Annotated in this window: 19 protein-coding genes; 12 read left to right on the top strand and 7 right to left on the bottom strand. The window is 70.6% G+C overall.

Annotation, left to right across the window (positions count from 1 at the left end):
• Positions 1 to 7 precede the first annotated feature (7 nt).
• From ACZ4WH_RS05885 to ACZ4WH_RS05870, 4 genes are all read right to left on the bottom strand, one after another.
• Positions 8 to 943 carry an amino acid ABC transporter permease gene (locus ACZ4WH_RS05885; protein WP_468177004.1) on the bottom strand — a complete coding sequence of 312 codons (936 nt, stop codon included), beginning with the start codon at positions 941 to 943 and terminating at the stop codon, positions 8 to 10.
• Positions 940 to 1,824, bottom strand: a complete 885-nt coding sequence (locus tag ACZ4WH_RS05880; protein ID WP_468177002.1) for an ABC transporter substrate-binding protein — start codon at positions 1,822 to 1,824, stop codon at positions 940 to 942. Before ACZ4WH_RS05880 ends, ACZ4WH_RS05885 begins: the two co-directional genes overlap by 4 nt.
• A 431-nt stretch (positions 1,825 to 2,255) precedes the next feature.
• Positions 2,256 to 2,912 (bottom strand): MBL fold metallo-hydrolase, encoded by a 657-nt coding sequence (locus ACZ4WH_RS05875; protein ID WP_468177000.1) that lies wholly within the window; start codon positions 2,910 to 2,912, stop codon positions 2,256 to 2,258.
• 70 nt (positions 2,913 to 2,982) lie between these two features.
• Entirely contained in the window at positions 2,983 to 3,669 is a 687-nt protein-coding gene (locus tag ACZ4WH_RS05870) for a maleylpyruvate isomerase family mycothiol-dependent enzyme (RefSeq protein WP_468176998.1), read from the bottom strand.
• 224 nt (positions 3,670 to 3,893) lie between these two features.
• Between ACZ4WH_RS05870 and uvrA the strand changes: the two genes are divergently transcribed.
• Positions 3,894 to 6,920: an excinuclease ABC subunit UvrA gene (gene uvrA, locus ACZ4WH_RS05865; protein WP_468176996.1), complete on the top strand. Its 3,027-nt coding sequence runs from the start codon at positions 3,894 to 3,896 to the stop codon at positions 6,918 to 6,920.
• 208 nt (positions 6,921 to 7,128) lie between these two features.
• Here uvrA and ACZ4WH_RS05860 read toward each other — a convergent pair whose 3' ends face one another.
• Positions 7,129 to 8,049 (bottom strand): carbohydrate kinase family protein, encoded by a 921-nt coding sequence (locus tag ACZ4WH_RS05860; RefSeq protein WP_468176994.1) that lies wholly within the window; start codon positions 8,047 to 8,049, stop codon positions 7,129 to 7,131.
• Positions 8,046 to 9,182: a LacI family DNA-binding transcriptional regulator gene (locus tag ACZ4WH_RS05855; protein WP_468176992.1), complete on the bottom strand. Its 1,137-nt coding sequence runs from the start codon at positions 9,180 to 9,182 to the stop codon at positions 8,046 to 8,048. Before ACZ4WH_RS05855 ends, ACZ4WH_RS05860 begins: the two co-directional genes overlap by 4 nt.
• A 299-nt stretch (positions 9,183 to 9,481) precedes the next feature.
• Here ACZ4WH_RS05855 and ACZ4WH_RS05850 point away from each other — a divergent pair, with 299 nt between their 5' ends.
• Positions 9,482 to 9,910 carry a Rieske (2Fe-2S) protein gene (locus tag ACZ4WH_RS05850; protein WP_468176990.1) on the top strand — a complete coding sequence of 143 codons (429 nt, stop codon included), beginning with the start codon at positions 9,482 to 9,484 and terminating at the stop codon, positions 9,908 to 9,910.
• A 71-nt stretch (positions 9,911 to 9,981) separates the two neighbouring features.
• Here ACZ4WH_RS05850 and ACZ4WH_RS05845 read toward each other — a convergent pair whose 3' ends face one another.
• Positions 9,982 to 10,929, bottom strand: a complete 948-nt coding sequence (locus ACZ4WH_RS05845; RefSeq protein ID WP_468176988.1) for a hypothetical protein — start codon at positions 10,927 to 10,929, stop codon at positions 9,982 to 9,984.
• A 555-nt stretch (positions 10,930 to 11,484) separates the two neighbouring features.
• On the opposite strand from ACZ4WH_RS05845, the gene uvrC reads away from it, so the two are divergent.
• The 10 genes from uvrC to ACZ4WH_RS05795 all read left to right on the top strand — a co-directional run bounded on the left by uvrC (position 11,485) and on the right by ACZ4WH_RS05795 (position 24,268).
• Positions 11,485 to 13,671, top strand: a complete 2,187-nt coding sequence (gene uvrC, locus ACZ4WH_RS05840) for an excinuclease ABC subunit UvrC (protein ID WP_468176986.1) — start codon at positions 11,485 to 11,487, stop codon at positions 13,669 to 13,671.
• The gene (gene rapZ / locus ACZ4WH_RS05835; protein WP_468176984.1) at positions 13,668 to 14,801 is read left to right on the top strand and encodes an RNase adapter RapZ; all 1,134 of its coding nucleotides are present in this window, start codon (positions 13,668 to 13,670) and stop codon (positions 14,799 to 14,801) included. Before uvrC ends, rapZ begins: the two co-directional genes overlap by 4 nt.
• Complete coding sequence (locus tag ACZ4WH_RS05830) at positions 14,798 to 15,865, top strand: gluconeogenesis factor YvcK family protein (protein WP_468176982.1); 1,068 nt, start codon at positions 14,798 to 14,800, stop codon at positions 15,863 to 15,865. The genes rapZ and ACZ4WH_RS05830 overlap by 4 nt, the downstream gene beginning before the upstream one ends.
• Positions 15,856 to 16,845, top strand: a complete 990-nt coding sequence (whiA, locus tag ACZ4WH_RS05825; protein WP_030583311.1) for a DNA-binding protein WhiA — start codon at positions 15,856 to 15,858, stop codon at positions 16,843 to 16,845. Before ACZ4WH_RS05830 ends, whiA begins: the two co-directional genes overlap by 10 nt.
• A 152-nt stretch (positions 16,846 to 16,997) precedes the next feature.
• Positions 16,998 to 19,952 (top strand): M14 family metallopeptidase, encoded by a 2,955-nt coding sequence (locus tag ACZ4WH_RS05820; RefSeq protein ID WP_468176980.1) that lies wholly within the window; start codon positions 16,998 to 17,000, stop codon positions 19,950 to 19,952.
• 298 nt (positions 19,953 to 20,250) lie between these two features.
• Positions 20,251 to 21,258 carry a type I glyceraldehyde-3-phosphate dehydrogenase gene (gap, locus tag ACZ4WH_RS05815; RefSeq protein WP_468176978.1) on the top strand — a complete coding sequence of 336 codons (1,008 nt, stop codon included), beginning with the start codon at positions 20,251 to 20,253 and terminating at the stop codon, positions 21,256 to 21,258.
• A 135-nt stretch (positions 21,259 to 21,393) separates the two neighbouring features.
• A complete protein-coding gene (locus ACZ4WH_RS05810) occupies positions 21,394 to 22,605 on the top strand; it encodes a phosphoglycerate kinase (protein WP_468176976.1) in 1,212 nt (403 codons plus the stop codon).
• Between the two features lie 3 nt (positions 22,606 to 22,608).
• Complete coding sequence (tpiA, locus tag ACZ4WH_RS05805) at positions 22,609 to 23,385, top strand: triose-phosphate isomerase (protein WP_468176974.1); 777 nt, start codon at positions 22,609 to 22,611, stop codon at positions 23,383 to 23,385.
• A 113-nt stretch (positions 23,386 to 23,498) separates the two neighbouring features.
• Positions 23,499 to 23,729, top strand: a complete 231-nt coding sequence (gene secG, locus ACZ4WH_RS05800; protein ID WP_030642355.1) for a preprotein translocase subunit SecG — start codon at positions 23,499 to 23,501, stop codon at positions 23,727 to 23,729.
• A gap of 203 nt (positions 23,730 to 23,932) precedes the next feature.
• Positions 23,933 to 24,268, top strand: coding sequence for an RNA polymerase-binding protein RbpA (locus tag ACZ4WH_RS05795; protein ID WP_003976875.1), 336 nt, complete (start codon positions 23,933 to 23,935; stop codon positions 24,266 to 24,268).
• Positions 24,269 to 24,394: the final 126 nt, after the last annotated feature.

Here is a 24,394-nt window from a genome sequence, read left to right as displayed (position 1 = left end):
CAGGCGCTCACAGGGACCCTCCCTGGGCCCGCCGCCGGTCCATCCGGGCCGTCACCCAGTCCGTGAACCGGGTCATCGGGATGGTCAGCGCCACGAACACCAGACCCGCGACGATGTACGGCGTGTAGTTCAGACTGCGGCCCACGATGATGTCGGCCGCTCGTACGGCGTCCACCGCACCGCCGATGGACACCAGACCGGTGTCCTTCTGGAGCGACACCAGGTCGTTGAGCAGCGGCGGCACCTGGCGGCGCACCGCCTGCGGCAGGACGACGTAGCGCAGGGCCTGCCGGTTGGTGAGGCCGAGCGAGCGGGCCGCCGCGCGCTGCGAGGGGTGGATCGACTCGATGCCGGCCCGGAACACCTCCGCCACGTACGCCGAGTACGTCAGCGTCAGCGCCGTACCGCCGAGCAGCACCGGATCGACCGTCACGCCCTGGAGCCGCAGTGCCGGCACGCCCAGGACCACGATCATCAGGTTGATGATCAGGGGCAGACCGCGGAAGAAGTCGGTGTACGCCGCCGCCAGCACCCGCAGCGGGAAGAAGACCGGGCCGCGAAGGGTCCGCGCGACGGCGATCAGCATGCCGAGGACCAGGACGGCGGCACCGCAGACCAGCAGCAGGCGGATGTTCAGCCACAGTCCTTCGAGGACCTTCGGGAACGCCTCGCGCGCGTAGTGCGCGCTGAAGAACGTCTCCTTGGTACGCGGCCAGCCCGGTGCGTCGACGACGACCAGGTAGAGCAGGGCGGCCGTGACGAGCGTCGAGAGGGCAGCGACGGCCGTGGCGCGACGGGCACGCGCGCGTTTGTAGCGCTCGCGCGCCAAACGCCGCTCGGAGGGCGTGTAACCGTCGCCCGGGACACCGTCACCGGCGCCGCCGGCCATGTCCGCCTTGCCGTCCGCCCCCTCCCGGGCCGACTCACCCTTGGTGACCGTCACTTGAGCACCGGGGCGTCGACGGCGTCCGAGAGCCACTGCTTCTCGATCCCGGCCAGCGTGCCGTCCTTGCGCAGCGCGTCGACGGCGCCGGTCACACACGAGGTCAGCGCGCTGCCCTTGTCCAGCACGAGCCCGAACTGCTCCGGCGTGCCGCCCTGGTTCTCGAACTGGCCGACGATCTTGGCGTTCGTCACCTCGGCCGCGGTGATGTAGAACGCGGTCGGCAGGTCGGTGACGATGGCGTCGACCTGGCCGTTCTTCAGCGCGGACTTGGCCTGGTCGTTCTTGGCGTAGACGGCCGCGTCCTGTGCAGGCTTCACGACGTCGGTGATGTAGTCGAGGCTCGTGGTGCCGACCTGGGCGCCCAGCTTCAGCTTCTTCAGGTCCGCGATGCCGCTCGCCTGGGCCGCTTTGCTGCCCTTCAGGGCGATGACCGCCTGGCGCACGTCGTAGTAACCGGAGGAGAAGTCCACGGCCTTCTTGCGCTCGGCGCTGATCGACACCTGGTTGATGTCGAAGTCGAAGGTCTTCACCCCGGGCGCGAACGCCTTGTTGAACGGCACGCTCTGCCACACGACGGCGCTCTTGTCGTATCCCAGTTGCTTCGCCACGGCGTAGGCGACGGCCGACTCGAAGCCCTTGCCGCTCGCCGGCTTGTCGTCCTTGAACCAGGGCTCGTACGCCGGTTCGTCCGTCGCGACCGTCAGTTTCCCGGCCGTCTTGGTGGCGAGCTTGCCCTTGGCGCAGCTCTTCGCGGCCGACCCGGACGGGGCGGCCGACGCCTTCTCCTCGGGCTGCGGAGCGCAGCCGACGGCGGTGGCGAGCAGGGCTACGGTGACGACGGCGACCGCGCGGCGCAGGGCGCGAGGGGCAGGATGCATGGCGGGAGACTGGCAGCGAACGCGGCGTCTGTCCAGGTCACGGCGGTGGTTGTCCGCATGCTGGGAAGGGGTGTTGCGGCCGTGTGAACACGGCTGTTCGCAGCCCACGCGCGCGTGCGCTGAGCCTGGGCCGCCGGCCGAGGGCGGGGTTGGAGACCGGCGGCCCCTACCGCTCAGGAGCCGTCATCCTGCGCGGGGCTGCTACCAGTTGACCGCGGCCGACCGGTCTCCGGGAGTGCGCACGGGGGCCCGGTGCGTGCGAAAGGTTCACACGGGGCGCGCACAGGGGTGGTGCACGCCGGGCGCGTGCACGGCGCGCGCTCGGCGCACGCGCAACTGCCCAGCGTGGGGCGTGTGTACGGCCTGCGCGCCGGAGCACACCCGGGGACGCGAGCCGGTCGGGGACGGGAGCCGGTCGGCACCCGCTCACCTCACCACCCGCGCGCGTGCCACTCCGGCAGATGCGGCCGTTCCGCGCCCAGCGTGGTGTCGTTGCCGTGCCCCGGATAGACCCACGTCTCGTCGGGCAGCACGTCGAAGATCTTCGTCTCCACGTCGTGGATCAGGCTGGCGAACGCCTTCGTGTCCTTGCGCGTGTTGCCGACACCGCCGGGGAAGAGACAGTCCCCGGTGAAGACGTGCGGGTGGCCGTGCGGGTCGTCGTAGACCAGCGCGATCGACCCGGGCGTGTGCCCCACCAGATGGCGCGCGGTGAGCTCCACGCGGCCCACCCTGATGACGTCGCCGTCGTCGACGAGGACGTCGGTGGGCACCGGGATGCCGGGGGCGTCGTCGCGGCCGGCGTACGTACGCGCGCCCGTGGCCGCGACGACCTCGGCGAGCGCCTGCCAGTGGTCACCGTGCTGATGCGTGGTGACGACGGACGCGATGCCGTCGTCACCGATCGTGCCGAGGAGCGCCTCCGCCTCGTTGGCGGCGTCGATCAGAAGCTGCTCGTCGGTGGCCCGGCAGCGCAGCAGATAGGCGTTGTTGTCCATCGGGCCGACCGCGATCTTGGTGATCATCAGGTCTTTCAGCTCGTGCACATCCGCCGGTCCGCCGACCCTGACCTCTCCGGAGTACGTCATGTCGGCCAGCCTATAGCGCGAGAGCCCTGGTGGACCGCCGCCCGGGGCGAGCCCGGGGACCAGGGCCGCCCTACAGCGCAGGCAGCTTCGGCAGCGCCCCGCCCCGCACCTCAAGCGCCGCCCCGTCGCGGCGCCCGGCGAGCCAGCCCACCAGGTCCGCCGGCCGGCCGCTGACCGCGATCTCGGGCTCGTCCGCCGCGCGCCCGGTGGTCCACACGCGCGTGCCGTCCGTGAAGCGGGTCGCCGGGACGTCCGGGTGCCCGGAGAACCGCTCGGCGAGGAAGCCGGCCTCCCGCTCCAGGAACTCCGCCGGAAGATCCTCCAGCTCGTACCCGATCCCGAGGTCGACGTGGTGCAGTTCGACCTCCGCCCACCGGCGGAACGGCACCCGGGACGCGGAGTCGGTGACCCCGTTGCGCAGCTCCACCGTGCGCGTCCAGTCCGCGGGCGCGTCCCCGGCCGCCTGGAAGCGGGCCGCGCTGTCCCGGACGTCGGCGACCTGCACCTCGACGGGCCGCGGGGCGTCCCGCTCGATGTCGGCGTCCCGCGTCTCGGCGCTCGCGTACATGGGGCGGCCCCGGAGGACGTTCACGAGCGCGTCCGCGTTCCGGGCGAGGTGGGCGAGGACGTGCCCGCGGCTCCAGCCCGGAAGCCGTGACGCCCCGGCGAGCGAGGCGTTGTCCATGGTGGTGACCGCGTTGAGGAGCCGATCCGTCGCTTCCCGTACACAGGCCAGGTCATGAGCGTGATCCATCATGACGCCGACCCTAGTCCGGCCACACCTTCGGGTGAAGGTGATGAACCCCGCCCGCAAATCGAATGCACGTGCTATATGGTCGAGTGCGGCGTCGGGCATGCTGGATGGTCGGGGGTTGTTATGCAACCGGGCAATCCGACCGGCGTTGTCAGTGGCTCCCCCTAGTCTGAAGAAGCACGGGGGCCCCGCCCCTGTCACTTCTCTCAAGAAAGGTGCGGACCGGCGTGGCCGACCGTCTCATCGTCCGTGGCGCGCGCGAGCACAACCTGAAGAATGTCTCGCTCGACCTGCCTCGTGACTCGCTCATCGTCTTCACGGGCCTGTCCGGGTCGGGCAAGTCCTCCCTGGCCTTCGACACGATCTTCGCCGAGGGCCAGCGCCGTTACGTGGAGTCGCTCTCCTCGTACGCACGGCAGTTCCTCGGCCAGATGGACAAGCCCGACGTCGACTTCATCGAGGGCCTCTCCCCGGCGGTCTCCATCGACCAGAAGTCGACCTCGCGCAACCCGCGCTCGACGGTCGGCACGATCACCGAGGTCTACGACTACCTGCGTCTGCTCTTCGCGCGCATCGGCAAGCCCCACTGCCCCGAGTGCGGCCGCCCGATCTCGCGCCAGTCGCCGCAGGCCATCGTGGACAGGGTCCTGGAGCTGCCGGAGGGGAGCCGCTTCCAGGTGCTGTCCCCACTGGTGCGCGAGCGCAAGGGCGAGTTCGTCGACCTGTTCGCCGACCTCCAGACCAAGGGCTACTCCCGCGCGCGTGTGGACGGCCAGACCATCCAGCTGTCCGAACCGCCGGTCCTGAAGAAGCAGGAGAAGCACACCATCGAGGTGGTCGTGGACCGCCTCACGGTGAAGGACTCCGCCAAGCGCCGTCTCACCGACTCCGTGGAGACCGCCCTCGGCCTGTCCGGCGGCATGGTCGTGCTCGACTTCGTGGATCTCCCCGAGGACGACCCCGAGCGCGAGCGCATGTACTCGGAGCACCTGTACTGCCCGTACGACGACCTGTCCTTCGAGGAGCTGGAGCCGCGCTCCTTCTCCTTCAACTCGCCCTTCGGCGCCTGCCCCGAGTGCACCGGCATCGGTACGCGCATGGAGGTCGACCCGGAGCTGATCGTCCCGGACGAGGACAAGTCCCTGGACGAGGGTGCCATCCACCCCTGGTCGCACGGCCACACCAAGGACTACTTCGGCCGTCTGATCGGCGCTCTCGCCGACGCCCTCGGCTTCCGCACGGACATCCCCTTCGCGGGCCTGCCGCAGCGTGCCAAGAAGGCCCTGCTCTACGGCCACAAGACCCAGATCGAGGTGCGCTACCGCAACCGGTACGGCCGTGAGCGGGTCTACACCACCCCCTTCGAGGGCGCGGTGCCCTTCGTCAAGCGCCGGCACAGCGAGGCCGAGAGCGACGCCAGCCGCGAGCGCTTCGAGGGCTACATGCGCGAGGTGCCCTGCCCCTCCTGCGAGGGCACGCGCCTGAAGCCGATCGTCCTCGCGGTCACGATCATGGGCAAGTCGATCGCCGAGGTCTCCGCCATGTCGATCAGCGACTGCGCGGAGTTCCTGGGCGAGCTGAAGCTGAACGCCCGCGACAAGAAGATCGCCGAACGGGTCCTGAAGGAGGTCAACGAGCGGCTGCGCTTCCTGGTCGACGTCGGCCTGGACTACCTCTCGCTCAACCGCGCGGCCGGCACCCTCTCCGGCGGCGAGGCCCAGCGCATCCGCCTCGCCACCCAGATCGGCTCCGGCCTCGTCGGCGTGCTGTACGTCCTGGACGAGCCGTCCATCGGCCTGCACCAGCGGGACAACCACCGTCTGATCGAGACCCTGGTCCGCCTGCGGGACATGGGCAACACGCTCATCGTCGTGGAGCACGACGAGGACACCATCAAGGTCGCCGACTGGATCGTGGACATCGGCCCCGGCGCCGGTGAGCACGGCGGCAAGGTCGTGCACAGCGGCTCCCTGAAGGAGCTGCTCGCCAACACCGAGTCGCAGACCGGCGCGTACCTCTCGGGCCGCAAGGCGATCCCGCTTCCCGACGTACGGCGCCCCCGCGACCCCTCCCGGCAGCTCACCGTGCACGGCGCCCGTGAGAACAACCTTCAGGACATCGACGTGTCCTTCCCGCTGGGTGTCTTCACGGCCGTCACCGGCGTCTCCGGGTCCGGCAAGTCGACCCTGGTCAACGACATCCTGTACACGCACCTGGCCCGCGAGCTGAACGGCGCCCGGACCGTCCCCGGACGGCACACGCGCGTGGACGGCGACGACCTGGTCGACAAGGTCGTGCACGTCGACCAGTCGCCGATCGGCCGCACCCCGCGGTCCAACCCGGCGACGTACACCGGTGTCTTCGACCACATCCGCAAGCTGTTCGCCGAGACCACCGAGGCGAAGGTCCGGGGCTACCAGCCCGGCCGCTTCTCCTTCAACGTCAAGGGCGGCCGCTGCGAGAACTGCGCGGGCGACGGCACCATCAAGATCGAGATGAACTTCCTTCCGGACGTCTACGTCCCGTGCGAGGTCTGCCACGGCGCCCGGTACAACCGGGAGACCCTGGAGGTCCACTACAAGGGCAAGTCCATCGCCGAGGTGTTGAACATGCCGATCGAGGAGGCCATGCACTTCTTCGAGGCGGTCCCGGCGATCTCCCGTCACCTGAGGACACTGAACGACGTCGGCCTCGGTTACGTCCGCCTCGGCCAGTCCGCCACCACCCTCTCCGGTGGTGAGGCGCAGCGCGTCAAGCTCGCCAGCGAACTTCAGAAGCGGTCCACCGGACGCACGGTCTACGTCCTGGACGAGCCGACCACCGGTCTGCACTTCGAGGACATCAGCAAGCTGCTGACGGTCCTCGGCGGACTGGTCGACAAGGGCAACACGGTCATTGTCATCGAGCACAACCTCGACGTGATCAAGACCGCCGACTGGGTCGTGGACATGGGCCCGGAGGGCGGCGCCGGCGGTGGCCTGGTGGTCGCCGAGGGCACGCCGGAGGAGATCGCCGGGGTCCCGGCGAGCCACACGGGCAAGTTCCTGCGCGAGATCCTCGGCGCCGACCGCATCAGCGACGCCGAGCCGGTGAAGGCACAGCGGGGCAGCACGACGCGCAGGACGGCCGCGGCCAAGTCCTCGGCGAGGAAGACGGTGACGGCCAAGGCCAACAACACCGCGACCAAGAAGGCCGCCACGGCCACGAAGAAGGCGACGCCCGCGAAGAAGACGACGCGGGCTCGTAAGGCCTGAGACGTTCTGCCGAGGGCGGTCAGGACGCCCTCGGCAGAAGGTCGCTGCCGGTGATCTGACACCGCATCAAAAGTTCGGCGCCCCGCGGGAACTCCCCGCGGGGCGCCGTTCGTTCCACCATCAGCCAGCCCGGTCCAGCGGTCCGACAGGTCTCCGCACACCGCAGGCCCGGCCGTACCTTGCCAACAGCACAGGGAAAGCAGACCGCTCACAGCGCGGCAGAACCGCCCAGCTCCGCCGCGTAGGGCGGCTCGGCCCCCGCCCGCGAGCAGGTGATCGCCGCCGCCCGTGCCGCGAAGCGCAGCAGCCGCGTCCAGCCCTCCGTCCCGAGGGCGGCGAGCGCTTCCGCGGACAGCGCGTCCCGCACGGCCAGCCCGTGCAGCAAGGCCGCGTTCACCGTGTCACCGGCGCCGATGGTGTCCACGACATCGACCTTCTCACCCGGCACGGAATGCTCCCCACCGTCCCGGGTGAACACGGTCAGACCGTCACCGCCCCGCGTGACCACCACGGCCGCCGGTCCCGCGGCCAGCCACTCGCTCGGGGTCCCGCCGAGCCACGCCGCGTCCTCCGCGGACAGCTTCAGCAGCGTCACCGAGGGCAGCCAGCTCTTGAAACGCGCCCGGTAGGCGTCCGCGTCCGGGATGAGTCCCGCCCGGATGTTGGGATCGAGAGCCGTGAACACCCCCTGTCCGGCAGCGGTCCGCATCAGCTCCTCGTAGCCGCTCGCCCCCGGTTCCAGGACGAGCGAGCAGGTACCGAAGGACATCGCGCGCGTACCGGCGGGTAGCGCGGCCGGGGCGGTGAACAGACGGTCGGCGGTGCCGTCGACATAGAAGGAATAGGCGGCCGAGCCGGCGGCGTCGATGGTGGCCACGGCGAGGGTCGTCGGCTCCGGCCCCCGCTGGACGCCGGACACATCGACGCCGGCCTGTCGCAGCCCGTCGAGCAGGGCCTCGCCGAAGGCGTCGTCCGACGTCCGGGAGCAGAAGGCGGTGCGGGAACCGAGCCGGCCCAGCGCCACGGCGGTGTTGTACGGGCCGCCGCCGAGCGCCGGCTTCAGGTCCGCGAGGGCACCGGGGCCCTGCGGTACCAGGTCGATCAGTGCCTCACCGGCGACGACGATCATGAGGCGGTTCCCTTCTCGGCAAGCGTGGATGGTGCGGTGGCACCGGCAACTCCGGTGCCGGGTTCCGGCTCCTCCGGGCAGCCGCAGGACGTGCGGTGGACGAACGTGCACGGCAGCCGGACCGTCCGGGCCGGCCGGTCCGGCTCGGCCAGACGGTCCAGGAGCACCCGGACGGCCTGGGCGCCCAGCTCCCGGCTGGGCTGGGCGATGGCGGTCAGCCGGGGCGAGAACAGGTCGGCCCAGGCGAAGTCGTCGAAGCAGCACAGGGCCAGGTCGTCCGGCACGGACCGGCCGTGCCGGCGCAGCGCGCGCAGCGCGCCGATGGTCATCGCGTTGTTGGCGGTGACGAGCGCCGTGGGCGGGTCGGGCAGGACGAGCAGGCCGGCCGTGGCTCGCTCGGCACCGGCGGACTCGGAGTTGCCGGAGACCAGGAGACGCTCGTCGTATGCGAGACCGGCCGCGGCGAGGCCCTGCCGGTAGCCGGAGACGCGCTCACTGGTGGTACTGAGCCCGGGCAGGCCCGCGACCAGAGCGATCCGGCGGTGTCCCAGCTCGGCGAGGTGGGTGACGAGCAGGGCCGTCGGCGCGGCACTCTCGGCACAGACCTGGTCGAAACGCGGGGTGCTCGGTGACGAGGCGGCACCATCCACACCGTCGCCCGGCGGAATGTCCTCCGTCGCGCGGGTGTCGATCAGCCGGTCCAGGAACACGGTCGGTACGGCGTGGCGACGCAGGTAGCCGACGAGGTCACCCGGGTCCGCGGACGGGGCGACGATCATGCCGTCCACCCGGCGCTCATGGAGGAGCTGCACGACCTTGCGCTCGTGCCGGGGGTCGTCGTGCGGGTCCGCGATGAGCAGGCTGTAGCCCGCCTCCAGAGCGCCGGCCTCGACACCTTGCAGGATCTCCGTGAAGTACGGGTTGCTGATGGCCGACACCGCGAGGCCGATGGAGCGGGTGCGCGAGGTCACCAGGGAGCGGGCCAGAGTGTTCGGGGTGTAGCCGAGGGTGTCCACCGCGTCGAGCACGGCCTGGCGGGTGTGGGGGAGTACCGGACGCGTGCCGTTGAGCACATGAGAGACGGTCGCCACGGAAACCCCGGCACTGCGGGCGACATCCGCCATGGTGGCCATCGCGTTCCCTTCTCCGAGCCGGCCTTACGGTCGTCCAGGCCCGGTCGTCCAGCCGCGGTCCTACAGCTCCGGTCGTCCAGCTTCCAGCCGGGACGCTATCCCATACCCCGCCTCCCGTAAACGCTTACGTAAGCGTTTACGTCACTGTGTGCCTCCTCACTCGGCGCACCCAGCTCCCCTCCAATGCCTCCAGACCGACACCGCACCCCGCCCCGGATTTCTCGCGGCCCCCGCCTCCGGACCGCCCCCTCTGCCCGGGTATCGTCGCCCTGCACACACCTTGACCAGTGGAGTTCCAGATGCCCGCCCGCTCCTCCGCGAGCCGCCGTACCGTCCTTCGAGGGGCCGCCGCGGCCCCGGTCGCCGGGCTCGCCCTGGCCGCATGCTCACCCCCGGACGGCAGTGGTTCTGCCGCGGCCACCCCCACCGCGCCGGTCGACCTCGGCGCCGAGAGCGAGGTCGCGAAGGGCGGGGCCAAGCTCTACCGGGATCACAACGTGGTGGTCAGTCGCGCCGAGGACGGCACGCTGAAGGCGTACAGCACCGTCTGCACGCACGCGGGGTGCCCCATCAACAAGCTGCAAGGGACGACCCTGGTCTGCCCGTGCCACGGCAGTGAGTTCGATGCCGTGACGGGCAAGGTGGTCCAGGCACCGGCCACCGAGCCCCTGGCGGAGCTGTCGGTGAAGGCCGCGAAGGGCAGGATCGTCGCCGGTCCGGCGGACTGACCGGAGAGCCGCGGTCCACCGGGAGCAGCGGTGCGGAACCGCGGCTCAGCGGGCGGACCGCGAGGAACCGCTCACTCCCAGTCCCAGGCGATTCCCGCGATGCCCGGCCGGATCCGGGGCTCGACCAGGTGGGCGCAGTGGTGCGGACCGGTCACGGACAGCTCCTGCCGGCCGCTGCGCGGGGCCGCGGCCGAGTGCTGGCTGAAGCGGTGGCAGCGCACCGGCAGCGTGGCCGGGTCGAAGCGCACCTGAAGCGCGTACTGGCCGCCGGGGAAGCCGAAGCGCTGGAGATACTCGCGGGACGTCCCGGCCGTGCCGTCCTCGATGCCGTACCGGAAGAGGAAGGTGTCGCCGGAGCGCAGCCGGGTACCGAAGAGCAGCTCGGCGACGAGGACGCCGGTGTCCTGGTCCCAGCTGAGGCGACCGGCGCGGCAGTTCTCCAGGGCGCGCACGGTGACGCGGCGCGGATCGCAGCCGGGGTCGCCCTGGTGGACGGCGACGAAGCGGTCGACGCCGTCCCGGTGGGCCCGCACGATGTGGTGGGCCTCGCGGCTCGCCAGCTCCCGCCGGGCGCCGATCCGCACGCATTCGTGGTGCCCCACGGTGTGCAGTCCGCCGTCCACGGACCAGCCGAGGTCGGCGGTGAGCCGGTCCACGACGCCCGAGGCCTCGATCAGGGAGCGGTAGGAGCGGCCCGCCGGACGGTCGGCCGTCGCCCGCTCGTCGGACTCGGCGAGCAGCCGGATCAGCGACTCGTCCGGCAGCTGGAGGATCTCCTCCAACGCCCGTACGGCGCGCAGCGACTCCGGGCGCTGCGGGCGGCGAGCGCCCTGTTGCCAGTAACTCAGGCTGGTGACGCCCACCTTGACCCCGTGGCGTGACAGATGGTGCTGCACGCGCTGGAGCGGCAGCCCGCGTGCGGCGATCGCGGCGCGCAGCGCCACGTGGAAGGGGCCGCCGCGCAGGGCCGTGTCCAGTTCCGCGGTGGGGACGTCCGCGTGCTCCGTGGCATGCCGCATGCCGAGGGGCCTTTCTGTGAGGTGTCGCTACGGCTGGTCAGACCGCCTGTGCGGGTGTGCGGGGCCACCCCCGTGGGCACCGCGGGCGTCCCTGGCTGGGCACGCCGCGCTCGCCCGTACGCATGTGTGCACGGCCCCGAGTTCCCCCGCATTGAAGCGTGTTGACCAGAACCCGACAACACCTCGGGCCCGGCCGTTCCGGACGGCTGGCCGGACCGTGCCGTTCCGCGGTGGGCGGAAGGAGTCGGTGGGGCTGGCGCACGTCTCATCCGGGGCCTCGCCCGAGTGGGCGGCGAAGGCGGGGCGTCACCGGCATGGCTGGAACGCGATCGTCGGACGGGCTGAGGGGACGCGGGGTGCGGCAGGCCGGGCGGGGGCCCGGTCCGCCGAGTGGGCATGCCGTCCTGCCCGGCTCCACGGCGACCGAGCCGTGGACGTCCGGCCGGCCCGCAGGCCGGAAGGGGTGCCGCGAGCCCACCGGAGGGACGCCGTACGGATGGGGGCGTTGTCCACAGGCCCGACGCGGTGTCGGTGCTCGCCAGTAGGGTGTGAGACATGGCCGACCCCTCCAGCTACCGCCCCAGGCCGGGAGACATCCCGGACTCTCCGGGGGTGTACAGGTTCCGTGACGAGCACCGCCGGGTGATCTACGTCGGAAAGGCGAAGAGCCTGCGCCAGCGCCTGGCGAACTACTTCCAGGACCTGGCGAACCTGCACCCGCGCACCCGGACGATGGTGACCACAGCAGCGTCCGTGGAGTGGACGGTGGTGTCCACGGAGGTCGAGGCGCTCCAGCTGGAGTACTCCTGGATCAAGGAGTACGACCCCCGGTTCAACGTCAAGTACCGGGACGACAAGAGCTACCCGTACCTCGCGGTCACGATGAACGAGCAGTTCCCGCGGGTTCAGGTGATGCGCGGTCACAAGAAGAAGGGCGTGCGCTACTTCGGGCCGTACGGGCACGCGTGGGCCATCCGGGACACCGTCGATCTGCTGCTGCGGGTCTTCCCGGTGCGTACCTGTTCGGCCGGCGTCTTCAAGAACGCCGCCCGCACCGGCCGGCCCTGCCTGCTCGGCTACATCGGCAAGTGCTCCGCCCCCTGCGTCGGCCGGATCACCCCCGAGGACCACCAGGAGCTGGCAGAGGAGTTCTGCGACTTCATGGCCGGCCGCACCGGCACCTACCTCCGCCGTCTGGAGAAGCAGATGATGGAGGCGGCCGAGGAGATGGAGTACGAGCGGGCGGCCCGCCTGCGCGACGACATCGGGGCCCTGAAGAAGGCCATGGAGAAGAACGCGGTCGTGCTCGCCGACGCGACCGACGCCGACCTCATCGCCGTCGCCGAGGACGAGCTGGAGGCGGCCGTGCAGATCTTCCATGTGCGCGGCGGCCGGGTCCGTGGTCAGCGCGGCTGGGTGACCGACAAGGTCGAGGAGGTCACCACCGGCGCCCTGGTCGAGCACGCACTGCAACAGCTCTACGGCGAGGAGAGCGGGGACGCGGTCCCCAAGGAGGTGCTGGTCCCGGCCCTGCCCGAGCCGGTCGAGCCGGTCCAGGAGTGGCTGACCGGCCGCCGCGGGTCGAACGTGTCACTGCGCATCCCGCAGCGCGGCGACAAGAAGGCGCTCATGGAGACCGTGGAGCGCAACGCTCAGCAGGCCCTCGCGCTGCACAAGACCAGGCGCGCCTCCGACCTGACCACGCGTTCGCGTGCGCTGGAGGAGATCGCCGAGGCGCTCGACCTGGACAGCGCGCCGCTGCGGATCGAGTGCTACGACATCTCGCATCTCCAGGGTGACGACGTGGTCGCCTCCATGGTCGTCTTCGAGGACGGCCTGCAACGCAAGAGCGAGTACCGGCGGTTCCAGATCAAGGGCTTCGCCGGGCAGGACGACGTCCGCTCCATGCACGAGGTGATCAGCCGCCGCTTCAAGCGCTACCTCGCCGAGAAGGAGCGGACGGGGGAGTGGACCGAAGGCTCCGGCGCCGACGACTCCCTCGCCGCAGGCTCCGGGACCAACGGCCCCCTGACGGCAGGCTCCGGGACCAACGGTCCCCTGACGGCAGGCTCCGGCATCGACGGCTCCCCGGCCGACGGCGACGCCGTGCTCACCGGCACCGATGTGATCACCGGTTCCCTCAAGGACGACGACGGCCGCCCCAAGAAGTTCGCCTATCCGCCTCAGCTGGTCGTGGTCGACGGCGGTCAGCCGCAGGTCGCGGCGGCCCGGCGCGCGCTGGACGAGCTGGGCATCGACGACATCGCCGTCTGCGGTCTCGCCAAGCGCCTGGAGGAGGTCTGGGTGCCCGGTGAGGACGACCCGGTGGTCCTGCCCCGGACCAGCGAGGGCCTCTATCTGCTCCAGCGCGTCCGCGACGAGGCCCACCGCTTCGCGATCACCTACCAGCGGACCAAGCGTGCCAAGCGCTTCCGCGCGGGCCCGCTGGACGACGTCCCCGGTCTCGGCGAGACCCGCAAACAGGCGCTCATCAAGCATTTCGGCTCGGTGAAGAAGCTGCGGTCCGCCACAATCGAGCAGATTCAGGAAGTGCCCGGAATAGGCCGGAAGACGGCCGAGACCATCGCCGTGGCCCTTGCCCAGGCGGCCCCGGCCGCACCCGCCGTGAACACGGCGACCGGAGAGATCATTGAGGACGAGGAACCCGACACGACGGGGGGTTCCTCGGGGGAGCCCGTGACCGCGGGCGTCCCGGACGAACGACGGGGGCAGGAGACATGACCGAGCACAACGCACAGCCCACAGCACAGCGAGATCAGTCGCAGGCACCGCGAGATCAGGCGCACAGCGACACGGGCGACGATGTCGTCCGGCACGACACCGGCCAGGACACAAGCCGGTCCGACGCCGGTCAGGACACAAGCCGGTCCGACGCCGGTCAGGACACAAGCCGGCACGACACCGGCCGGCCCGACGCCGGCCAGGACACCGGCCAGGACAACGGAGCACAGGTGAGTACGGGCAGCGAGACAGCCGGGGTCCCCGAGGCGGCCATCCCCGAGCTGGTGATCATCTCCGGCATGTCCGGGGCCGGCCGGTCCACGGCCGCGAAGTGTCTGGAGGACCTCGGCTGGTTCGTCGTCGACAACCTCCCGCCCGCCCTCATCCCCACCATGGTGGAGCTGGGAGCCCGCTCCCAGGGCAACGTGGCGCGGATCGCGGTCGTCGTGGACGTGCGCGGCCGGCGCTTCTTCGACAACCTGCGCGAGTCCCTCGCCGACCTGGACACCCGGGGCGTCACCCGGCGGATCGTCTTCCTGGAGTCCTCCGACGAGGCCCTGGTCCGCCGCTTCGAGTCGGTGCGCCGTCCGCACCCGCTCCAGGGCGACGGCCGCATCGTGGACGGCATCGCCGCCGAGCGGGAGCTGCTGCGCGAGCTGCGCGGCGACGCCGACCTGGTGATCGACACCTCCAGCCTCAACGTGCACGAGCTGCGCGCCAAGATGGACGCCCAGTTCGCGGGCGAGGAGGAGCCCGAGCTGCGGGCCACCGTGATGTCCTTCGGCTTCAAGTACGGCCTCCCGGTCGACGCCGACCTGGTCGCGGACATGCGGTTCCTGCCCAACCCGCACTGGGTCCCGGAGCTGCGCCCCTACACCGGCCTCAACGAGGAGGTCGCGGCCTATGTCTTCAACCAGCCCGGCGCGAAGGAGTTCCTCGACCGGTACGCCGAACTGCTGCGGCTCATCGCGGCCGGCTACCGGCGCGAGGGCAAGCGGTATGTGACCATCGCCATCGGCTGTACCGGCGGCAAGCACCGCTCGGTCGCGATGTCGGAGAAGCTCGCCGCCCGCCTCGCGGCCGAGGGCGTGGAGACGGTGGTCGTACACCGGGACATGGGACGGGAATGACGGAACGTACACCGCGGCTGAGCAGGCTGCGCCGGATGGTGCCCGACGCGCGCGCCGGCCGCTCGGCCGAGGCCCGCGGGGGCCGGCCCCGACGGCGCGGCGCCCAGCCCAAGGTGGTCGCGCTCGGCGGCGGCATGGGCCTGTCCGCGTCGCTCGCCGCGCTGCGCCGGATCACCGGCGACCTCACCGCCGTCGTCACCGTGGCCGACGACGGCGGCTCCAGCGGCCGGCTCCGGGACGAGCTGGGCGTGCTGCCGCCCGGCGACCTGCGCAAGGCGCTGGCCGCGCTGTGCGGGGACGACGACTGGGGCCAGACCTGGGCCCGGGTCATCCAGCACCGCTTCCAGTCCAAGGGCGAGCTGCACGAGCACGCGGTCGGCAACCTGCTGATCGTCGCCCTGTGGGAACAGCTGGGCGACCATGTGCAGGCCCTGGACCTGGTCGGCAAGCTGCTCGGCGCGCACGGGCGCGTGCTGCCCATGTCGGCCGTGCCGCTGGAGTTGCAGGCCCTGGTCAAGGGGCATGACCCGGAGCGCCCGGACGACGTGGACACGGTGCGCGGGCAGGCGACCGTGGCCCTGACGCCCGGCGAGGTGCAGTCGGTGCATCTCGTGCCCAACGACCCGCCCGCGGTCCCCGAGGCCGTGGCGGCGGTCCTGGACGCGGACTGGGTGGTGCTCGGCCCCGGCTCCTGGTTCTCCTCGGTGATCCCGCACCTGCTCGTCCCCCAGCTGCTGGACGCCCTCACCGAGACCAAGGCACGCCGTGTGCTCTCGCTGAACCTGGCGCCGCAGCCGGGAGAAACCGAGGGCTTCTCCCCGCAGCGTCATTTGGAGGTTTTGGGGCGACACGCCCCTAAACTCGCCCTGGACGTGGTGCTGGCCGACGAGGCCGCCGTGCCCGACCGCGACTCGCTCACCGAGGCCGCCAAGCGGCTGGGAGCCGCGGTCGAGCTGGCCCCGGTGGCCCGGACCGACGGATCACCCCGGCACGATCCGGAGCTGTTGGCCGCCGCGTACGACCGTATTTTTCGGATGCATGGAAGGATCGGCCCATGGCGATGACGGCAGCGGTGAAGGACGAGATCTCCCGGCTCCCCGTCACCCGGACCTGCTGCAGGAAGGCGGAGGTCTCCGCCATTCTGCGGTTCGCCGGAGGCCTCCACCTGGTGAGCGGGCGCATCGTGATCGAGGCGGAGCTGGACACCGCGATGGCGGCGCGTCGGCTCAAGCGGGACATCCTGGAGATCTTCGGGCACAGTTCCGAGCTGATCGTGATGGCGCCCGGCGGGCTGCGCCGCGGCTCGCGGTATGTCGTCCGGGTCGTCGCGGGCGGTGACCAGCTGGCGCGGCAGACGGGTCTCGTGGACGGCCGGGGCCGTCCGATCCGCGGTCTGCCCCCGCAGGTGGTCTCGGGGGCCACCTGTGACGCGGAGGCGGCCTGGCGCGGGGCCTTCCTGGCGCACGGCTCGCTGACCGAGCCCGGCCGTTCCTCCTCCCTGGAGGTGACCTGCCCGGGCCCGGAGGCGGCGCTCGCGCTGGTCGGTGCCGCCCGCAGGCTGTCGATCGCCGCGAAGGCCCGCGAGGTGCGCGGGGTGGACCGGGTGGTCGTCAGGGACGGTGACGCGATCGGCGCCCTGCTCACCCGGCTCGGCGCCCATGAGTCCGTGCTGGCCTGGGAGGAGCGCCGGATGCGCCGTGAGGTGCGGGCCACGGCCAACCGGCTCGCCAACTTCGACGACGCCAACCTGCGCCGCTCGGCCCGCGCCGCCGTGGCCGCCGGGGCCCGGGTGCAGCGCGCGCTGGAGATCCTGGGCGACGAGGTGCCCGAGCACCTGGCCGCCGCCGGGCGGCTGCGCATGGAGCACAAGCAGGCCTCCCTGGAGGAGCTGGGCGCGCTGGCCGATCCGCCGCTGACGAAGGACGCGGTCGCGGGCCGTATCCGCCGGCTGCTGGCGATGGCCGACAAGCGCGCCGCCGACCTGGGTATCCCGGGCACGGAGGCCAACCTCAGCGAGGAGCTGGCGGACAACCTGGCCGGCTGACCGGACGACACGTCAATTCGCCGGTGCCGACGGCCGTTCGGGTGGTCGGCACCGGCGTTTGCGTGTCCTTGTGACGCTCTTGACTCGATCATGAAGTGACATGAGCCTGGCAACCTGTTCGTCGCTGTGGCGGACCACCGCTAGGGGGGTTCATGAGACACAGAGCGAGATCGATCCTCGCTGTCGGCGCGCTTCTGATCGGCGGAGCGAGCCTCGCACCCATCGCCCAGGCACAGAACGGAAGTCCGGCGCCGTCCGATCCGGACGAGGTCAAGGTCTTCCGCGCCGAGGTCACGAAGCAGCAGGTACCCCTGCTGCTCAAGGCCGGGCAGGACGGCCACGAACTCGGTGAGCGGGTGAGCGGAGGCGGCAGGACCAAGGTCGAGGTCTACCTCACCGGCAAGCAGGCCGCGCAGCTGCGCAAACAGGGCGTCGACCTCACCGAGCACACCCTCTCGGCCAAGGCGGAGGCCAGGGTCGAGGACGCCGCCCAGGGCGTGTTCCGCCCGTACAGCGGAAGCGGCGGGCTCAAGGAGGAGATCCTCCGGACCGCCCAGGCCCACCCCGGCCTCACCAAGGTCGAGTCCATCGGCAGAACCCTGGGCGGCCAGGACATCCTCGCGCTCAAGCTGACCAGGAACGCGAAGAAGTCGAAGGACGGCTCCAGGCCCGCCGTGCTGTACATGTCCAACCAGCACGCGCGCGAGTGGATCACGCCGGAGATGACCCGGCGTCTGATGCACTACTACCTGGACCACTACACGACCGACCGGCGGATCAAGAAGGTCGTCGACTCGACGGAGCTGTGGTTCGTCCTCTCGGCCAACCCGGACGGGTACGACTACACCTTCAAGGACTCCGGCACCCGCCTGTGGCGCAAGAACCTGCGGGACGTCAACGGCGACGGCGTCATCAGCACGGGTGACGGCGTCGACCTCAACCGCAACTTCCCCTACAAGTGGGGCTACGACGACGAGGGTTCGTCCCCGAACCCCACCAGCCAGACCTACCGCGGCGCGAGCCCCGGCTCCGAGCCCGAGACCAAGGCACTCGACGCCTTCGAGAAGCGCGTCGGCTTCCGGTACGGCATCAACTACCACTCCGCCGCCGAACTCCTCCTCTACGGCGTCGGCTGGCAGGTGGCCACCCCGACCCCCGACGACGTCCTCTACAAGGCGCTCGCCGGCACCCCCGACAACTCCGCCGTCCCGGGCTACCACCCGCAGGTCTCCTCGGAGCTGTACACCACCAACGGCGAGGCGGACGGTCACGCGTCGAACGTCAACAGGATGGCGATGTTCACCCCGGAGATGTCGACCTGTCAGACCGCGTCGGACCTCGACCCGGACGACGCCTGGAAGAGCCAGGACTGCCAGTCGGTCTTCAACTTCCCGGACGACGAGAAGCTGATCCAGCAGGAGTTCGCCAAGAACGTCCCGTTCGCGCTCTCCGTCGCCGAGACCGCCGTACACCCCGACAAGCCGGCCTCCTCGGTCGGTCTGAGCGCCGCCGACTTCACCCCGGCCGCGTTCTCGACGTCGTACTCCCGGGGCGCGGACCAGGAGGTCTCGGTCGTCGTCCGCAAGGCGGTCCGGGACAAGGAACTCAAGTACCGCGTCAACGGCGGCCGTACGCACGACCAGGCGCTGAAGCACTGGAAGGGTGGGCAGACCTACGGCGGTGAGGACAACCTCTACTTCGACGAGTACCGCGCGAAGGTGCGGGACGGCGAGCCGGGCGACAGGGTCGAGGTGTGGTTCACCGGCCGGACCAGGAGCGGGAAGAAGGTCTCCAGCGCCCACTTCACCTACACGGTCGCGAAGCGGCCGACGGCCGACACCCTCGTGGTCGCCGAGGAGGGCACGGCCGCCACGCAGGCGCGGACGTACGTGGACGCGCTGAAGGCCGCCGGGCACCGGGCGCTCGTCTGGGACGTGGCCACGCAGGGCGCCCCGGACGCGCTCGGTGTGCTGAAGCACTTCCGGACGGTCGTGCACTACTCCGGCGCGAACGGCCCCGCCAACGCCACCCAGCTCCAGCTGCGCGCCTACCTCAACGAGGGCGGCAGGCTGATCGAGGCGGGCGAGCTGGCCGGCGGCAGCGTCGACCTCGGCGACGGCACCCTGTCGGACGACTTCAGCCAGTACTACCTGGGCGCCTACAGCCGTACGTCGACCAAGGGGGCCACCGGCTTCACCGGCTCCGGCGCGCTCGACGGCTTCACCGGCGCCCTCGGCGACGCGCCCGGCAACCCGCTCGACAAGGCCGGCACCTACGGCGTCACGTCCGACGAGCTGCCGGTCGCCACCTATCCGCAGTTCCAGAGCGCGGGCGCGGGCACCTTCGCCGGCACCGTCAACCCGTACGGGCCGTACACGGGCGCCTCCATGGCCGCCGCCGTGCACACCGACGACGCCTACAAGCGCCTCACCCGCACCATCGACCTCACCGGGGTCGTCGCCGCCGACAAGCCGGCGCTGAGCACCCGGCTGCTGTGGGACACCGAACCCGGCTACGACCACGCGGTGGTCGAGGCGCACACCGTCGGCGCCGACGACTGGACGACCCTGCCGGAGGCCGGAGGGGCCACGAAGGCGGCCGTGCCGGAGGAGTGCGGGGCCGGGTTCCTGATCGGTGAGCACCCGTGGCTGAAGCACTACCTGACGCTCACGGGCAACGCCTGCACCGCGACCGGCACCAGCGGCTCGTGGCACAGCCTCACCGGCAGTTCCGGCGGCTGGCAGCAGGTGAGCTTCGACATGAGCGCGTACGCCGGGAAGTCCGTCGAGGTCTCGGTCAGCTACATCACCGACCCCGGCAGCGGCGGGCACGGGGTCCTCGCCGACGACGCCTCGCTGGTCGTCGGCGGCACGGCGAAGGAGACCGAGGGCTTCGAGTCGTCCCTCGGTGCCTGGAAGGCGGCCGGACCGCCCACCGGCAGCCCGGCGGTGCTGAAGGACTGGACGCGCACCGGAACCCTGTTCCAGACGTACGGAGCGGTCACCACGGACGACACCGTGCTGCTCGGTTTCGGCCTGGAGCAGGTGCCGTCGGCGGCCGGTCGGACGGCGCTGCTGAGGAAGGCGTTCGGCTCGCTCGACAGGTGAGCGGGGCCCCTTCTCAACGGTGCGCGGACGGGCCGCGTATCAAGTGAGCCGACCCGCTCACGAACGAGTGAAAAGGGCGTCAAAAACGCGCCGCGTTCCGTAATAAATACGGGTGAATCCACTGTCGATCCGAGGCGGTCCGTACCCCTACTGGCTGGTACGGACCGCCTGCCCGTGTATGGGCCATCTCGATGTCACCCCGGGGCCTGCGGAGAGGTAGGGTCGGTGGTGGTCGGGGACATCCCAAACAGAGCTCGCCGGCACCGCATGGCCGGCGTACCAACGAGGAGATCGGTTCGTGACGATCCGCGTAGGCATCAACGGCTTCGGCCGCATCGGGCGCAACTACTTCCGCGCGCTGCTGGAGCAGGGAGCGGACATCGAGGTCGTGGCTGTCAACGACCTGGGTGACACCGCGACCACCGCCCACCTGCTCAAGTACGACACGATCCTGGGCCGCCTCAAGCAGGAGGTCTCCCACACCGCCGACACCATCACCGTCGACGGCCACACCATCAAGGTGCTCTCCGAGCGCAACCCGGCCGACATCCCGTGGGGCGAGCTGGGTGTCGACATCGTCATCGAGTCGACCGGCATCTTCACCAAGAAGGAAGACGCCGCGAAGCACATCGCCGGTGGCGCGAAGAAGGTCCTCATCTCGGCTCCGGCCAAGGACGAGGACATCACCATCGTGATGGGTGTCAACCAGGACAAGTACGACGCGGCGAACCACCACGTCATCTCCAACGCCTCCTGCACCACCAACTGTGTGGCGCCGATGGCGAAGGTCCTCGACGAGAACTTCGGCATCGTCAAGGGTCTGATGACCACGGTGCACGCGTACACGAACGACCAGCGCATCCTGGACTTCCCGCACAAGGACCTGCGCCGCGCCCGTGCCGCCGCCGAGAACATCATCCCGACCACCACCGGTGCCGCCAAGGCCACCGCCCTGGTCCTGCCGCAGCTCAAGGGCAAGCTGGACGGCATGGCCATGCGCGTCCCGGTCCCGACGGGCTCCGTCACCGACCTGGTCGTGGAGCTGGGCCGCGAGGTCACCAAGGAAGAGGTCAACGCCGCCTTCCAGAAGGCCGCCGAGGGTGAGCTGAAGGGCCTCCTCGACTACACCGAGGACCCGATCGTCTCCTCCGACATCGTCAACGCCCCGGCCTCCTGCACCTTCGACTCCTCCCTGACCATGGTCCAGGAGGGCAAGAACGTGAAGGTCATCGGCTGGTACGACAACGAGTGGGGCTACTCCAACCGCCTCGTCGACCTCACGGTCTTCGTCGGCAACCAGCTCTGATCGCTGAAGCAGGACCCCGAAGTGGGAGCAGGGCCCGTGCAGCGCACCGCCGCGCTGTCCGGGCCCTGTCCCACGTACTGACCACGTCCTTTTACGATCAGGTGCACCACGAGCCCTCCTGTAGGAGTCCACTCAATGAAGACGATCGACGAACTTCTCGCCGACGGCGTGAGCGGCAAGCGGGTCTTCGTCCGCGCCGACCTCAACGTCCCGCTGGCCGACGGGACGATCACCGACGACGGCCGCATCCGCGCCGTCCTGCCCACCGTCAAGGCCCTCGCGGAGGCGGGCGCCAAGGTGGTCGTCGCCTCGCACCTGGGCCGCCCCAAGGGCGCCCCGGACCCCGCCTTCTCGCTGCTGCCCGCCGCCGAGCGCCTCGGTGAACTGCTCGGCGCCCCGGTCGCCTTCGCCCAGGACACCGTCGGCCCCGCCGCCCACGGCGCCGTCGACGGCCTCCAGCCCGGCCAGGTCGCGGTCATCGAGAACCTGCGCTTCAACCCCGGCGAGACGTCCAAGGACGACACCGAGCGGGGCGAGTTCGCCGACCGGCTGGCCGCCCTCGCCGACGTCTACGTCGGTGACGGCTTCGGCGCCGTGCACCGCAAGCACGCCTCGGTCTACGACCTCCCGGCCCGGCTGCCGCACTACGCCGGCTACCTGATCGCCACCGAGGTCGGCGTCCTGAAGAAGCTCACCGAGGACGTCAAGCGCCCCTACGTCGTCGCGCTCGGCGGCGCCAAGGTCTCCGACAAGCTCGCCGTCATCGACCAGCTGCTCGGCAAGGCCGACCGGCTCCTCATCGGCGGCGGCATGGCCTACACCTTCCTGAAGGCCAAGGGCTACGAGGTCGGCATCTCCCTCCTCCAGGAGGACCAGGTCCCGGCCGTCGAGGAGTACATGGAGCGCGCCGAGAAGCAGGGCGTCGAGCTGCTGCTCCCCGTCGACGTCGTGGTCTCCCGGACCTTCCCGGACCTGAAGACCAAGGCGCCCACCGAGAACACCGTGGTCGACGCGGACAAGATCCCCGCCGACCAGGAGGGCCTGGACATCGGCCCGAAGACCCGAGAGCTGTACGCCTCGAAGCTCGCCGACGCCTCGACCGTCTTCTGGAACGGTCCGATGGGCGTCTTCGAGCACCCCGACTACGCCGAGGGCACCAAGGCGGTCGCCCAGGCACTCGTCGCCACGAACGGCTTCACCGTCGTCGGCGGTGGTGACTCCGCCGCGGCCGTGCGCACGCTCGGCTTCGACGAGAACGCATTCGGCCACATCTCGACCGGTGGCGGCGCCTCCCTCGAATACCTCGAGGGCAAGACGCTCCCCGGCCTCGCCGCACTGGAGGACTGACCCTTGAGCACGCGCACGCCGCTGATGGCGGGCAACTGGAAGATGAACCTCAACCACCTGGAGGCCATCGCACACGTCCAGAAGCTCGCGTTCGCCCTGGCCGACAAGGACTACGAGGCCGTCGAGGTCGCCGTCCTGCCGCCCTTCACCGACCTGCGCTCCGTGCAGACCCTGGTCGACGGCGACAAGCTCAAGATCAAGTACGGTGCCCAGGACATCTCCCAGCACGACTCCGGCGCCTACACGGGCGAGATCTCCGGCCCGATGCTGGCCAAGCTGAAGTGCACCTACGTGGTGATCGGCCACTCCGAGCGACGCCAGTACCACAACGAGACCGACGAGCTGGTCAACGCCAAGGTCAAGGCCGCCTACAAGCACGGCCTCACCCCGATCCTGTGCGTCGGCGAGGAGCTGGACGTCCGTGAGGCGGGCGACCACGTCTCCCACACCCTCGCCCAGGTCGAGGGCGGCCTGAAGGACCTGCCGGCCGAGCAGGCCGAGACCATCGTGATCGCCTACGAGCCCGTGTGGGCCATCGGCACCGGCAAGGTCTGCGGCGCCGAGGACGCCCAGGAGGTCTGCGCCGCCATCCGCGCCAAGATCGCAGAGCTGTACTCCCAGGACGTGGCCGACAAGGTCCGCGTCCAGTACGGCGGCTCCGTGAAGTCGGGCAACGTCGCCGAGATCATGGCCCAGGCCGACATCGACGGCGCCCTGGTCGGCGGTGCCTCGCTGGACGCCGACGAGTTCGTCAAGATCGTGCGCTTCCGCGACCAGTGATCATGTCCGTGAGTAGGCGGTAGCGGCGATACGTCGTACCCTTGCGGGGGCACAGCCGGGTGCTGTGCCCCCGTCGTCCATCCGAATCCGAGGAAGTTGGTCCAGCCGTGGTTTTGGGGTTCTCGATCGCCCTGATCGTCTTCAGCCTGCTGCTGATGCTGCTGGTGCTGATGCACAAGGGAAAGGGCGGCGGCCTCTCCGACATGTTCGGTGGCGGCATGCAGTCCTCCGTCGGCGGCTCCTCGGTCGCCGAGCGCAACCTCGACCGGATCACCATCGTGGTCGGCCTGCTGTGGTTCGCGTGCATCATCGTCCTCGGCATGCTGATCAAGACGAACAGCTGACACGCGAACAGCACATTCCGCACGTAAAGCCCCATGTTCGGTACGCGCTCCTGAGCGCGGCCTATCATGGGGCTTGCGTCTGGGTGTGGGGGCCGGTAACTCCAATCACTGGACGCGCGTTGGGCCTTACGTAGACTGAGGCGCTCGCAGCGAAGCGAAACGCCGACTCGCTTCGCGGCACCATCACGCAGGGAGTTACGACCGTGGCAAGTGGCAACGCGATCCGAGGAAGCCGGGTCGGGGCGGGGCCGATGGGCGAGGCCGAGCGCGGCGAGTCCGCGCCGCGTCTGCGCATCTCCTTCTGGTGCTCCAACGGGCACGAGACGCAGCCCAGCTTCGCCAGCGACGCGCAGGTACCCGAGACCTGGGACTGCCCGCGCTGCGGCTTCCCGGCCGGCCAGGACCGGGACAACCCGCCGGACCCGCCGCGCACCGAGCCGTACAAGACGCACCTGGCGTATGTACGGGAGCGGCGCAGCGACGCGGACGGCGAGGCGATCCTCGCCGAGGCGCTCGCCAAACTGCGGGGCGAGATCTAGGACTTCACCGGCCGGGGGCCTGCGGGCGCCTGGCCGGAGCCGTTTCGCCCCGCTGCGGACGGCCCGTTGTCAGTGGTGCCCTCTACGGTGTGTGCATCGGCGCATCGTGAGGGGGCAAGCGTGGCT

It is taken from the genome of Streptomyces sp. NPDC029138, assembly GCF_055564375.1.
Note: the sequence above shows the minus strand (reverse complement) of the source record. Positions and strands in the feature narration are given on the sequence as shown.